Below are 12,333 nucleotides of genomic sequence, written 5' to 3'. Positions count from 1 at the left end.
TTCCCCCGCGTGGCCACCGCCGGGGGTGTCGGCGCGCCGTTCCCGGGTACCCGGCGGCGATGGCGGATCCCACGGCGGACTCGGCGACGGCTTCCACGACGGGGTCCAGGCGGGCGAACGGGCGCGCGGGGCGGCGGCCGGGTGCGAGGGGGGCTCGCTGTGCCGCGGCACCACGGGGACCGTCTTCAGGGCGGGGAACGCGGCCGCCCGCGTGCTGCTGGTCGGCGAGGAGCCGGGCGACCGGGAGGACAGGCGCGGCGAGCCGTTCGTCGGGCCAGCGGGGCGGCTGCTGACGCGGGCGATGGACGAGGCGGGCATCGACCCGGACGACACGTATGTGACCAACGCGGTCAAGCACTTCACGTTCACGCGCTCGGGCGGGGGCAGGCGGCGCATCCACAGGCCGCCGAGCCTGCGGGAGTTGACGGCGTGCGGCCCGTGGCTTGAGGCGGAGCCGCGCGAGGTGGACCCCGATGTGGTGGTGGCGCTGGGCGCGAGCGCGGGCAAGGCGCCGCTTGGCTCGTCGTTCCGCGTGACCCGCGAGCGCGGGTACCGGCGCGGCCTGCCGGGCCGGGAAGGAACGGCGCTCGTGGCGACCGTCCACCCCTCGGCCGTGCTGCGCGCGGGCGAGGACCGCGACGCGGTGTACCCGGGGCTGGTCGCCGATCCGCGGGTGGCGGCCGAGGCGTTGAACGACTGAGCCGCCGCGCCCCGGGGGCGCGGGTCACGCGCCGGGCAGGCGCCCGCCCGCGGGGGCCGTGAGCAGCTCGGGCACCGCGCGCCAGGCCGCCGCGCGCAGGGCGGGGATCGACGCGTCCGGCACGGACCGGTGCGGCCAGCGCACCCGCGTGCCGACCGTCGACCAGTCGCCCACCGCGCACAGCGTCTTGTCGAGCGCCGGGTCGCAGTAGCCCGCGGCGGCGAGCGGCGCGATGTGCTCGTCGAGGAACGCGCCAAGCCGCGCCTCCAGTGCGGCCGCGGCCGCCGGGTCGGTGGTCATCTGCTCGTACCAGCGGACCGCGCCCGCGGGGCTCATGCAGGAGACGTTGGAGTAGGAGCCCGCCGCGCCCTCGCGGTGCGCGCTCGCGAGCGTGTGCCCGGCGACGAACACCGCGAACCGCTCGGTCAGCCCCTTCGCCACCGCGATCCCCGGCACCTTGAGCCCGATCACCGCGGGCAGCGCGTCGGCGATGCGGGCCAGCAGCTCGGGGCCCACCTGGGTCTTGGCGTACGGGGGGTTGTACAGCACCAGCGGCACCCCGTCGGCGGCCTGGGCCATCCGGTCGAGCGCGGCGAGCACTTCGGGCGGGCGCAGCGGAAGCCAGTCGGGCAGCACGACCTGGATGGCGCCGGGGCGCAGGCGGGCGGCGCGGGCGATGCGGCCGAGCGAGATCTGGCCGCTCGGGTGGCTGGCACCGAGCTGGAACGGCATCCCCGCGGCCGAGCACCGCTCCGCGACCAGCTCGTGCAGCCGGTCGTACTCGTCCTCGGTGAGCGTGTGGAACTCACTCGCGGTGCCATTGGTATACACCCCGTTGACGCCCGTGCCGAGCACGGTTTCCAACGTGCTGTCGAGGCGATCGAAGTCGATGGCCTCGCTCATGGTGACCGGCAGCAGCAGCGGGGACCAGATCCCCCGCAGGCCGCGAGATGTCAGTGCCCGCATCGTCGTCTCCCGGGAGGGATTCCTCGGCCGCAACGTCGGACATGGTATGTCGGGAGGGGGCGCCGTGGACCGCTGCGGCGTCCGCTGACGAGTGACGAAGGAGGGGGGCCGTGGTGGAGGGTGTTCGGCACGAGTGGGCGCGCGAGTTGATGGCGCGGCATCTGGCGCGGATCGCGGCCCACCGGCCCGAGTTCGTGGCGCGGCCCGCGTGGCGCGCGCCTCGGTGGCCCCGACGTGGCGCACTGGCTCCTCGGCCACGGCGGGGACGGCCGCACGGTGGCGCACCTGGCGTTCGTCCCCGCCCCTAGCCGCCGCCCCCGAGCCGCCGCACCCCCGAGAGAAACGTCAGGCCCACCCCCACCGCGAACAGCGCGAGTCCGAGGATCGCGATCCGCCCCCCGGGCGCGAACCCATCGAGGGCGATCTTCGCCAGGCCCGCCGCCGTCGCGCCGATCCCGGCGACCAGCGGGACCGGGGCCCGGCGCCCCGCCACGTTCGCGCCCAACGGCAGCCTCCGCAGGGGACGTTCGGCCCACATCACGCCAAGCACCAGCGGCGCGAGCACCAGGGCGAGCACCGCGACCCACGCCACGCGCAGGGCCACCCAGGGGCCCGAGCCGATGTCGGGCTGGGGCGCCACGCCCGTGGGATAGAGCGTCAGGGCGATCAGGACCACCGGGACCATGTGCCACAGGTACACGGTCAGCACCGCGCCGTTGACACGTGCCAACCGCCGTAGCCTCGCGGGCCGTTCGAGCCGGGGCGCCACCCGGGGCTCGGCCGTCAGCAGCAGTCCGACCTGCGTCGCCGCGAACGCCAGCAGCGCGATGGACGGCGGCGCTGTGTTGTTGACGCGCAGCCCCGCGCCGATCATGTCCACGGGGAAGGGCCCGGGCCACAGCAGCAGCGTCAGCAGCACGGCGCTGACCGCGGCCAGCGCGGCGGGCAGCCAACGGGGCCGCGTCAGCCGCCCGTCGAGCCACGAGAACCCCCACTGGTGCATCGCCCCCCACACCAGCAGGTAGTTGGCGTCGCCGATCACCGGGACGCCGCCGCCCACCCGCGCCAGGTCGATGGCCCCGACGAGCGCCGCCATCACCGCGGGCACGGCGAGCCCCCATCTGCGGTGCGCGGCCAGGAACAGCGGCGTCAGCAGGATCAGCGTCAGATAGACCGGCAGGAACCACAGGTGCAGCGCGACAAACCAGCCCGCCCGGTCCAGTTCGCGCGCGGGCGCCCCCGCGATCAGCGCGACCGTGACGCCAAGCGCCGCGACCACCACATAGACCGCGACGGGCCACAGCAGCGCCATCGCCCGCGCCGCGACCCACACGTGCCACGGCGTTCCGCGCGCGTGGTGCGACGTCCAGGAGACGGCGTTGACATAGCCGCCCACGGTGAAGAACACCGGCAGCACCTGGAGCACCAGCGTCACCCAGCGGCCCCAGCCCACGTACTCGACGGAGTTCCTGCCGCCCAGGTGCCCGTCGTGGTAGGTGATGTCGGTCAGCAGCCAGTGCCCGACCACCACCGCCGCGATCGCGCACACGCGCAGCAGGTCCGCGTAGCGGTTGCGGCCGGGGCCGCGCGTCGGGGGGCGGGGCGGCATGCGGTGTTCGGGGGCGTTGTCCACCCGTTCAGCGTCGGGGGCGGCGCGTGGCGCGGGAGCGGGGCGCGCCGCCCGCCCGGTGCGGGTGATCCGGATGGAAGACACGTCGGGCCCGGGCGCCCGTTGCGGTGGTCCTTCGGCGGCGCGAGCCCGGCCACCGTCCAACGACCCGCGCGCCGTTGGACGGTGGCAGCGCCCGTGTCCCGCCCTCGCCAGCCGCGACCACCGGCGTCCGCGGCAGCGCCGCGAGCAGCCGCTCGCCCACCCCAGCCCAGCCCACCCCGCCGCGCCGCTCAGCCGACGATCCGGTACCGCACATGCGTGGCGGCGGGCGTGGTCACCGACTCCACCGGCTCCAGGTGCACATGCCCGCCGTCGAGCGGCCCGAACAGCCGCGTCCCGCCGCCGAACACCACCGGCACCAGGTGGATCGACACCTCGTCCGCCAGCCCTCCGGCCAGCACCTGGCGCACGATGTCCGCGCCGCCCATCACCGAGACGTCCCCGCCGCCCGCCGCCCCCCGCGCCCGCTCCACCGCGGCCTCGATCCCGTCCGTGACAAACGTGTACACGCCGCCGTCGGGCAGCCGCTCCGGCACGGAGTGCGAGACGACGAACACCGGAACGCGCGCGGCGCCCGAAGGACCGTCCGCGCCCCACCAGGGGAGCGAATAGTCGAACGTGCGCCGCCCCGCCACCACCGCGCCCGTTCCCGCGCTCCCGCGCTCCAGGACGTCGCGGTCGCGCGAGTCCGCCCCGAACGCCCACGTGTGCAGCCGCTCCCCGCCGTCCCCAAGCGGCTCGTCGGGGCGCACCCCCGAGGCGGTCACGAAACCGTCGAGGGACATGCTGATGTCGATCGCTACGTTGCTCATACGAGGGCGGACCCGGCGCGTTCGCCGAACTCATCGCCCCCGTCCGGCGATCGGGCGAGCCCGTCGAACAGCACGGTCGTCAGCCGGTCTCCGGGGCGCACGCCGGGGCGGCAGGCCGCCGTGCGCAGCATCGCGAGCGCGTCGCCTGGCGCGATGTCCGCCGCGCGGCGGCCCTTCAACAGGCTCGCCCGCACCGCCTCCGGGGTCATGCCCAGCTCCTTGGCGATCTCCGTCGGCGTGTATCCGCTGAGCGTCCAGGCCATCACCTGCCGCTGCCGGTAGGGGAGTTGGGCTAGCGCCCGCAGGATGTCGTGGCGCGTCTCCCACTCGGCAGCCGCGTCGGGGCGGGGGAGCAGCGGCGTCGGCTCGGGAACGCGCTCCACCGGCTCCTCGTGGACCTCGGCGATCCGACGGATCAGCGCCCGTGACGCCACGCGGTGCACCCAGGCGCGCGGGTTGTCGAGGTCGGACCAGCGCTGGTACGCCTTGATCAGCGTCTCCTGCGCAACGTCCGCCGCCACGGGGAGCGTCGCGCCCTGGTTCACCAGGAACCCCACGAGGCGCGGGGCCGTCGCCCGGTAGAACGCGGAGAACTCCTCGACCAGCGCCGCGCGTTGGGCCTCGCGTAACGCCGTGTCCTGGGCAGGCCGTTCATGCTCGGTCATCGCGCGACGCCGCCCCTCCCGCCCCGGCACGGGTGATCCGCAGCCGCAGCGCGTCGTCGTCCAGCTCCAACTCCTGCCCGTCCCCGAGCCCTTGGGCGATGCGGACGACGTAGCGGCGGCGGGCCCTCTCGTGGCGCAGCCGCAGCAGGAGCGCGAGCAGCGCGCATCCCTTGGCGACGATGACCGCGCCGACGGTAAGCGCGGCCGTTGCCGGGTCCATGAGCGTCCCCCTTCTCGAAGTCCGCACGTCCTTCGAGGAGTAGAGACCGTGGGGCGCCTCAGCGTGAACCCGCCGCCGCGACTTTCTCCAGCAGCTCCGCCGTGATCCCGGCCAGGCGCCCCGCGGCGGCGCGCTGGAACAGCTCGTCGTCGACCGCGAGTTGAGTGCTGCGGATCGGGGGCGGCGCCGGAGGCCCTTGACTTCAAGCCGCCTTGAAGTTCCAGGCTGGTCCCCATGACCACAGACATCGACACACGGACACGCGAGGCCGAGATCGAGGCGATCCTGCGGGTCGTCGCCACGGTCGAGCACGCCCAGAACAACGAGCGGCCCGACGCGTTCATCGAACTGTTCCGCGCCGACGCGATCTGGACGACGGGCGGCGGGCGGCGCCTCTTCGGCCGCGACGCGATCGCCACGTTCACGCGCCAGGTGCTTCCCGGCGGGATGCGGGGCATGTCGGTCACGTTCGAGCTCGAACACGTCCTGTTCATCCGCCCCGACGTCGCCGCGGTCAAGCTGCGCCAGCTCTACCGGACGTCGGAGGGCACGGACGTGGGCACCCCCCTGTGGGTCCTGGCGAAGGAGGACGGGCGCTGGCGCCTGGCCGCCTGCCAGAACATGGCCGCGCCGGACGACGAGACGGAAGGGGAGGCCCGCCCGGTCTTCGGCCCGGCCACCTGAGCACGCCGCGAGCACACCCCGCCACCGGGTCAGAGCGCGCTCGCCACGCGCGACCGCAGCGCCACCGCTCTCGGGTCGTCGAACGCCGCGACCAGGCGCAGCACATCGCGCCGCAACCGCCGTGCCTCCTCGGGGCGTTCGGCCTGGAGCGAGGCGGCAAGCCCGTCCAGCGCGACGGCTTCGCTCCAGGCGTCCCCCAACTCCCGGTGAACAGCCGCCGCTTGCCGGTGGAACGCCGCCGCCTCCCCGTGCCGCCCGAGCCGCGCGTACACCGTCCCCGCCCCGTGCCACGCCCGCGCCTCACGGCCGCGGTCCCCGAGGCGGCGATGCAGGGCGGCCGAGCGTTGATAGGACTCCTGCGCCGCCCCGAGGTCACCGCTCGCCCGCTGCGCGGCCCCCAACGCCAGGAGCCAGTAGCCCTCGAGCGTGTGATCGCGCAGCTCGAGCGCGATGTCCAGCGCCTCACGGGCCGCGCCGAGCCCCGCCTCCGGCTCGCCGCGGTCGACGTGCACCGCGCTGAGGATCGACAGCGCGTCACCCACGCTCGCGCGCTCCCCGCGGTCACGGTGGATGGCCAGGGCGTTCCCGGCGTCGTCCGCCGCCGCGTCGAGCAGCCCGGCCTCGTGGCGGACCCGGCCCCGGTTGGCGAGGACGACGGCCTGCCACGCGATGTCGCCGCGTTCCACGAAGGCGTCCATGGCCTGGCCGAACAGGCCCTCGGCCGCCGCGAGCCGCCTGCCGCGCAGCTCCAGCAGGCCGAGGGCGTTGAGCGAGACCGCCTCGCCACGGCGGTCGCCGAGCTCCCGCCAGATCTCCCGCGCGCCCCTGTGGTGGTCGCGGCTCTCCGTCAGCCGGTCGAGCCGCCGGTGGACGATGCCGAGACCGTCGAGCAGCCGGGCCACTCCCGCGCGGTCACCGGCCCGTCGCGCGGCGCGCAGGCCGATCGTCCCGATGGGCAGCCACTCGGCGGCCGGGGCGGACGGCGGCTGCCCGTACCGCCACACGAGGGCCAGCCGCCAGGCGTGGCCGTCGAGGCCCGCGGCCTCGGCGGCCCGCACGGCAGGCAGCACGCCCGCCCGCTCGCGCTCCGACCACTCGACGGCCCTGTCATAGTCGGCGAAGGTCAACGGCCGTACCGCGTCGGCGTGTTGCTCCAACGGCACCCGGTCCTCCTCCGGCTCCACCCACGCCTGCGCGGCGTCCGCCGTGTGCAGATACCAGTCAAGCAGCCGACGCAGGGCCTCGCCGTGCGCGGCGCCGCTCTCCTCCTCGCGGACCAGATCCGCCGCGTAGACGCGCAGCAGATCGTGGAACTCGTAGCGGTCGGGCCCGGTCTGCTCCACGAGGTGCGCGCCGACCAGCACATCGAGCAGCTGCCGGGTGCGGCGCACCGGTGTGCCGACCAGCGCCGAGATCGCCTCGGCCCCGAAGTCGGGGCCCGGGTGGAGACCGAGGAGACGGAAGACACGGGACGCCTCGCCTGGCAGCGCCCGATAGGACCAGGCGAAAACGGTCCGCACGGCCTCGGCCTCCTCCTCGTCCCCGGAACTGAGGGCGTCCCAGAGCGCCGACTCGTCGCGCAGATCGGCGATCAACTCCTCGAGCCGCATGTGCGGATGGCTCGCCGCCCTCTCGGCCGCGATCCGCAGTGCCAGCGGCAACCTCGCGCACAGGCGTGAGAGTTCGACTAGATTCTCCTCGCCCTCCTGCGGCCTGAAGCCCGCTGTCACGACCCGGAGCAGCGCAACGGCCTCCGCCTCGGCCAGCGTTCCCAGGGTGAGGCGCTGCGCCCCGTCCCTTATGGCAAGGCCCGAAAGGCGGTTGCGGCTCGTCACGATCGTCAGGCATCGGTCACCGCCGGGTAGCAGTGGGCGCACCTGGCCGACCGATGAGGCATTGTCCAGGACGATGAGCATCCGGCGATCGGCGACCACGGACCGGTAGAGCGCCGCCGCGTCGTCGATGTCGTGCGGCACGGCGTCGGAGGGGATCCCGAGCGCGGAGAGAAAACGTCGCAGCGCCACCTGCGCGGGCACCGGCTCCTGGGGGTCGTAGCCGCGCAGGTTGATGTAGAGTTGCCCGTCGGGGAAACGCTCCTTGATCCGGTGGGCCCAGTGCAGGGCCAGCGAGGTCTTTCCCGCGCCCGCGGTGCCCGCGATCACACAGATGGAGACGACGAGGGGTTCGCCGTCCCGTCCCGGCAGCACCGCGTTCAGCTGTTCAAGCTCGTCCGCGCGGTTGACGAAGCCCCTGGTGTCGCGGAGGAGTTGGCGCGGCGCTGGCCTGTTCCGCTCGCGGCCCCCGTGCTCGCGCCCTCCGTGGTCGTGGAAGTGGACGCCGCCGCTCACGCTCCCCGCCTGCACCACATCACGGGAGGAGCCCGACATCTCCGACCTGGTGCCGCCGTGGACCTCCCCGTCCCGGTCGCCTCCCCCGGTCGTCACTCCACGCCCTGCCCGGGGAACGGCGAGGGCAGCCGCGCCACATACCGGCCCACGTAGGAGAGCACGTCCTCGCCGGACGCGTAAAGGCTCTCGATCGCCTGTTCCCAGGCCCGGGTGAGCCCGGGATCGGTGAAACGCCTGCCCCCTGCCAGCACACCCGCCTCGGTGTACAGGACCTCGTAGAGCACCCGCCCCCCGAGCACGACCACTTCAGGCAGCGGCCCGGACTCCTCCCACCCGCGGATCCGCTCGGCCTCGACGACCCGGATCCCCAAACCCGCCTCCGCCTGCACCCGCAGGGCGTGCAACTCCCACTGCATGTACGGCGTCAGCGGCGTCTCCACCACCCGCACGCGGCGGAACGGCGTACCACGCTTCTCGTCCTCCCGCGCGATGCCGAGCCAGTGGTCCCGCTCGCCCTCCAGAAGCCTCAGGGCCTCGTCCCAGCGGCCCCGGCTCAGCGCGTCGCGGCTGGGGTCGCCCTGCTCCTCGAAGTGCTGGCGGCGCTCGAACTTCCAGGAGACGTGATCGCGCGTGGCGTTCTCGCGCTCCGCGAAGTCGCTGGTGTAGGCGTCCAGCGGGAGATGGGTGCCCTGCGCCGGATCGAGGCGCAGGGCGTGCACATCAAGCATCGGGAATGTCCGGCTTCGCCAGCCGCAGCATGCGGCCAGGAATGATCACGAGGCGTTCGTCGGGTGCGACGGCCACTCCCGAGGGGAGGCGTGAGTGGTACGTCTCCGTGTGATCACGACCGATCACCGCCACATCCCCGTTGTCCAGCTCCCAGATGTCGGGACAGCCGTTCCTGTCCTTCGAATCTCCCGACTCCTCGGCCGACTTCCCCAGCCGCCGCGCGAACGCGGCCGAGGGGTCGGCTTCCCACCCACGGTCCATGACCGCCTCCCTATCCGATTTGGCCCGGTTGGCCACTCACCACGCTAACGAGCGCGGCGCCGCGCGACAACGAGGTGAGTGAAGCGTGCCCCACGCGGCTCGCATGGTATGCCAGAGGCATGCGGGCTCTGCCGCGCCGCTGACGCAACTCACCTGGATGAGTGGCCCCTGAGGCGACCCCACCGGGCACCACTAGGGTCGTCTCCCGTGACCGAACTCCCGTCCGCGCGCCGCTCTCATCTCTCCATGACGGCCGACGCCTATGACGCCGTGGCCGTGCTCTACGCCGGGCTCGCCCGTGACGACCTGGAGCGGCTGCCGCTGGATCGCGCGGTGCTTGGGGCGTTCGCCGAGTCCGTGCGGGGTGCTGGTGGCGGGCGCGTGGCCGAGCTGGGGTGCGGCCCCGGGCCCGTGACGGCGCACCTGCGCGGACTCGGCCTCGACGTCTTCGGCGTCGACCTGTCCCCGGTGATGATCGGCCTCGCCCGCGAGGCGTACCCCGATCTGCGCTTCGACGTCGGCTCGATGGACGCCCTCGACCTGGCCGACGGCGAGCTGGGCGGCATCGTGTCCTGGTACTCGGTCATCCACGCCCCGCCGCGGGAACTCCCCTCCTACCTCGCGGAGTTCAGGCGGGTGCTGGCCCCAGGTGGCAGCCTCCTGCTGGCGTTCTTCGAGGCGGAGGGCGGGCCGTTGACCGCGTTTGACCACCGGGTGACCACGGCCTACCGCTGGCCGGTCGACGACCTCGCCGGGCTGGCGCGCGAGGCCGGGTTCGCGGAGGTCGGCCGGATGCTGCGCGAGCCCGGCGAGGGCGAACGCTTCCGCCGCGGCCACCTGTTGATGCGCGCCCGCTAGCGGCGTGGCCGCGCGCCTGAACCGCGCGGCCAGGTCGCCCAACGCCGCCCGCTCCTCCTCGATCGGCGCGCGCCGACCCGTGCCGATCAGCAGCGCGTCCCTGGCTCGGCGGCCGACGGCAGGCGCGCGATCAGGTCGAGGTGGTGCACGGTCCACTCCAGCGCATACGCGGAGAGGAAGTCCCCGACGGGTCAGCACCTGGTCGCGGGTGGCGACGAGGGCGGCACCGGCGTCATCATCAACGGAACGGCCCTCACCTCCACCGACCAGGTTCACTTCGGCGCCGCGCCCGCCAGCTTCGCCGCCATCTCCGACACCATCGTCCTCGCCGTCTCGCCGTCTCGCCGCCCGGAGCCGGGAGCGTTCCCGTCACCGTGCACTCGCCGGGCGGCACCGGCAACTCCCTGCCCTTCACCTACGAGTGACCGAGCCGCCCCGACGCGGAGCTCGGCGCACACGGGTGCCCCGCCCAACGGGGTGGGGCACCCACCCTGTTGCCCGGCATCAGCGCCGCGTCTCCGCATAACGCCTGGCGCGCGGCGCGATGAACCCCGGCAGCTGGGATATGTGGCGGCGTCCACAGCACCGTGAAGCAGCCCATGTGGAACGACTGGCGCCCGTGGAAGTGCAGCAGCTTGCCGCCCCTGCCGCGCCGCACGCCACCCGCCCCAGCCACGTCAACGATCGTAGGAAGGTCGCTGTCAACGATGGGGCGCTGACAGGGTTTCCCATGATCAATCCCGGTAGCTCGGAATTGGCTCCAGGGTCCTTCCTGCGCACTCGGGGCAAGAGGCACCTCTCCTCCGCTGAACATGCCCCCGCACGCAGCCTTCGGGCCTCGCGCGGGGGCGCTTCGTCATGCCTGAGGTGAGTGCCCTCGGTCGCTGCGCGCACAGCAAATCCCCGCCCTATGCTGGCAGTGACTAGCTGACCAGATAGGACGGGGTTCGACATGCCCGACTCTACCGTGCCCGGCGACCGCCTGCGAGAGATCCGGCTCCTGCGTGGCCTCACCCAAGAGGAACTGGCCGAGCGTTCCGGCCTTAGCCTGCCGACCGTAAAAAAAATCGAGCAAGGCGGCAGCGCGCGGATCGAGACGTACCATGCGCTCGCCCGCGGGCTGCGTATCCGCACGAGCCAGCTGTTCGAGCCGGGAGACCAGCCGTCTCGCCGCGATCACGCCGACGATGACCGGATCGATCTCCTCCCAATGCGGCAGGCGGTCGCTCCACCGCTCGGTCCCGGCGGGCACCTCCACGTGGAAACCGTGGAGATCGAGCCCGACCTGGATCAACTGCGCGCGACTGCACGAGCCTTGGATGAGGCGTACCACCGCGACGACTACGTCACCACCTCCCGCCTACTGCCGCCACTGATCCGTTCCGCACACACCGCCGTCGCCCACTTCGACGGGGGCCCGCAGCATGTGGACGCGTTGCGGCTGCGCTCGGATGCGCTCCAACAGGCGGGCAGGTTGTTGACGCAGATCAGGGTGTACGACCTGGCTCAGATGGCGTTGCGGGACGCGGTGCGTGACTCGGCGTCGGCCGGGGACGTGCTCGCTGAGGCTGCGGCCGTTGATCTCCAGGGCTGGGCGCTGGTGCGTGAGGCGCGGCTGGATGAGGCGGAAGGGGTGGCACTGGCGACGGCGGAGGCGATCGAGCCGCGGCTGTCCCGGGCGAGCAGGGATGAGCTGGCGGTGTGGGGGCGGCTGTTGGTGAGAGCGTCTGGTGCGGCGGCGCGGAACAACAGGCCGTCTGAGGCGCGGGAGATCCTCCAGGTGGCGCGGGCGGCGGGTTCGGCACTGGGCCAGCGAACCGGGGGTGCCTCGTACAAGTCCGGCGCGTTCAACCACCTAAGCGCCGCATATCAGGCGATTGAGAACCACATGATCGCGGACCGTCCCGACAGGGTGTTGGGGATGGCCGAGCGCATCCAGGCGGCCGAGGCGTCCACGTCGAACACGCGGCACCGGCATCTACTGGACGTCGCGCGCGCGCACGTGGCGCTGCGTCAGGACGGCGACGCAGAGGACATCCTGGATGCGCTGCATGAGGAGTCTCCGGACTGGCTGCGGCATCAGCAGATGGCGTCGGAGGTGTTCGCTGATCTGCTGCGGAAGCGGAAGCGTCTGACGCAGCGGCAGCGGCGTCTGGCGCAGTTCTTCGCTGCGGCGTAGGGGATACATAGCGTATTCCTTAGGGCACCCTGCGGTGACGAAGGAATACGCCGCACCCCTGTAGCAGGGGTGTCACCCCCCGTAGTTTCTGGGGTACTTCCTCCCCCAAGGAGTACCCCATGAAGACGCGCAGCCAGGCGCCCGAGCATCTGCCTCCCGCGCCGCCGCCGTTGAGCGACGATGAGCCGGTCACGGTGATCGTGGGGCGGGAATGCCCCCCGGCGACGCCGCTTGATCTG

At 73.3% G+C, this 12,333-nt stretch carries 12 protein-coding genes and 1 pseudogene; 4 read left to right on the top strand and 9 right to left on the bottom strand.

The window, feature by feature from the left end:
* Positions 1–25 precede the first annotated feature (25 nt).
* Complete coding sequence (locus DEH69_RS29335; RefSeq protein WP_113690026.1) at positions 26–700, top strand: UdgX family uracil-DNA binding protein; 675 nt, start codon at positions 26–28, stop codon at positions 698–700.
* A 24-nt stretch (positions 701–724) separates the two neighbouring features.
* Here the strand turns inward: DEH69_RS29335 and DEH69_RS29330 are convergent, their stop codons facing one another.
* From DEH69_RS29330 to DEH69_RS29310, 5 genes are all read right to left on the bottom strand, one after another.
* Positions 725–1,666: a dihydrodipicolinate synthase family protein gene (locus DEH69_RS29330; protein ID WP_113690025.1), complete on the bottom strand. Its 942-nt coding sequence runs from the start codon at positions 1,664–1,666 to the stop codon at positions 725–727.
* Between the two features lie 304 nt (positions 1,667–1,970).
* Positions 1,971–3,380, bottom strand: a complete 1,410-nt coding sequence (locus tag DEH69_RS29325) for an acyltransferase (protein ID WP_258535044.1) — start codon at positions 3,378–3,380, stop codon at positions 1,971–1,973.
* A gap of 188 nt (positions 3,381–3,568) precedes the next feature.
* Positions 3,569–4,150 (bottom strand): dihydrofolate reductase family protein, encoded by a 582-nt coding sequence (locus DEH69_RS29320; protein ID WP_113690024.1) that lies wholly within the window; start codon positions 4,148–4,150, stop codon positions 3,569–3,571.
* The gene (locus tag DEH69_RS29315; RefSeq protein WP_113690023.1) at positions 4,147–4,815 is read right to left on the bottom strand and encodes an RNA polymerase sigma factor; all 669 of its coding nucleotides are present in this window, start codon (positions 4,813–4,815) and stop codon (positions 4,147–4,149) included. Before DEH69_RS29315 ends, DEH69_RS29320 begins: the two co-directional genes overlap by 4 nt.
* Positions 4,802–5,035 carry a hypothetical protein gene (locus DEH69_RS29310; protein ID WP_113690022.1) on the bottom strand — a complete coding sequence of 78 codons (234 nt, stop codon included), beginning with the start codon at positions 5,033–5,035 and terminating at the stop codon, positions 4,802–4,804. The genes DEH69_RS29315 and DEH69_RS29310 overlap by 14 nt, the downstream gene beginning before the upstream one ends.
* Positions 5,036–5,269: 234 nt before the next feature.
* Here DEH69_RS29310 and DEH69_RS29305 point away from each other — a divergent pair, with 234 nt between their 5' ends.
* Positions 5,270–5,719: an SgcJ/EcaC family oxidoreductase gene (locus DEH69_RS29305; RefSeq protein WP_113690021.1), complete on the top strand. Its 450-nt coding sequence runs from the start codon at positions 5,270–5,272 to the stop codon at positions 5,717–5,719.
* Between the two features lie 29 nt (positions 5,720–5,748).
* Here the strand turns inward: DEH69_RS29305 and DEH69_RS29300 are convergent, their stop codons facing one another.
* Genes DEH69_RS29300 through DEH69_RS29290 form a run of 3 tightly spaced genes read right to left on the bottom strand, consistent with a single transcriptional unit; the run spans position 5,749 to position 9,057 of the window.
* Entirely contained in the window at positions 5,749–8,163 is a 2,415-nt protein-coding gene (locus DEH69_RS29300) for a tetratricopeptide repeat protein (RefSeq protein WP_309302914.1), read from the bottom strand.
* On the bottom strand, positions 8,160–8,795 hold the full coding sequence (locus tag DEH69_RS29295; RefSeq protein WP_113690020.1) for a DUF6879 family protein: 636 nt from the start codon (positions 8,793–8,795) through the stop codon (positions 8,160–8,162). The genes DEH69_RS29300 and DEH69_RS29295 overlap by 4 nt, the downstream gene beginning before the upstream one ends.
* Positions 8,788–9,057 carry a hypothetical protein gene (locus tag DEH69_RS29290; RefSeq protein ID WP_113690019.1) on the bottom strand — a complete coding sequence of 90 codons (270 nt, stop codon included), beginning with the start codon at positions 9,055–9,057 and terminating at the stop codon, positions 8,788–8,790. The genes DEH69_RS29295 and DEH69_RS29290 overlap by 8 nt, the downstream gene beginning before the upstream one ends.
* A 207-nt stretch (positions 9,058–9,264) precedes the next feature.
* Between DEH69_RS29290 and DEH69_RS29285 the strand changes: the two genes are divergently transcribed.
* On the top strand, positions 9,265–9,915 hold the full coding sequence (locus tag DEH69_RS29285; RefSeq protein WP_113690018.1) for a class I SAM-dependent methyltransferase: 651 nt from the start codon (positions 9,265–9,267) through the stop codon (positions 9,913–9,915).
* A 21-nt stretch (positions 9,916–9,936) separates the two neighbouring features.
* Here DEH69_RS29285 and DEH69_RS33225 read toward each other — a convergent pair.
* Positions 9,937–10,137 (bottom strand): annotated as a pseudogene (locus DEH69_RS33225) (maleylpyruvate isomerase); the annotation flags it as partial.
* 730 nt (positions 10,138–10,867) lie between these two features.
* On the opposite strand from DEH69_RS33225, the gene DEH69_RS29275 reads away from it, so the two are divergent.
* Positions 10,868–12,094: a helix-turn-helix domain-containing protein gene (locus tag DEH69_RS29275; protein WP_113690017.1), complete on the top strand. Its 1,227-nt coding sequence runs from the start codon at positions 10,868–10,870 to the stop codon at positions 12,092–12,094.
* The last annotated feature ends 239 nt before the right edge of the window (positions 12,095–12,333 follow it).

It is taken from the genome of Streptomyces sp. PT12 (assembly GCF_003311645.1).
GTDB lineage: Bacteria > Actinomycetota > Actinomycetes > Streptomycetales > Streptomycetaceae > Streptomyces.
Note: the sequence above shows the minus strand (reverse complement) of the source record. Positions and strands in the feature narration are given on the sequence as shown.

What these genes read in the sequence shown, in the direction of transcription:
- DEH69_RS29330 (WP_113690025.1), bottom strand. Translation starts at nt 1,666, where the DNA reads ATGCGGGCACTGACATCTCGCGGCCTGCGGGGGATCTGGTCCCCGCTG.
- DEH69_RS29320 (WP_113690024.1), bottom strand. Translation starts at nt 4,150, where the DNA reads ATGAGCAACGTAGCGATCGACATCAGCATGTCCCTCGACGGTTTCGTG.
- DEH69_RS29315 (WP_113690023.1), bottom strand. Translation starts at nt 4,815, where the DNA reads ATGACCGAGCATGAACGGCCTGCCCAGGACACGGCGTTACGCGAGGCC.
- DEH69_RS29310 (WP_113690022.1), bottom strand. Translation starts at nt 5,035, where the DNA reads ATGGACCCGGCAACGGCCGCGCTTACCGTCGGCGCGGTCATCGTCGCC.
- DEH69_RS29305 (WP_113690021.1), top strand. Translation starts at nt 5,270, where the DNA reads ATGACCACAGACATCGACACACGGACACGCGAGGCCGAGATCGAGGCG.
- DEH69_RS29295 (WP_113690020.1), bottom strand. Translation starts at nt 8,795, where the DNA reads ATGCTTGATGTGCACGCCCTGCGCCTCGATCCGGCGCAGGGCACCCAT.
- DEH69_RS29290 (WP_113690019.1), bottom strand. Translation starts at nt 9,057, where the DNA reads ATGGACCGTGGGTGGGAAGCCGACCCCTCGGCCGCGTTCGCGCGGCGG.
- DEH69_RS29275 (WP_113690017.1), top strand. Translation starts at nt 10,868, where the DNA reads ATGCCCGACTCTACCGTGCCCGGCGACCGCCTGCGAGAGATCCGGCTC.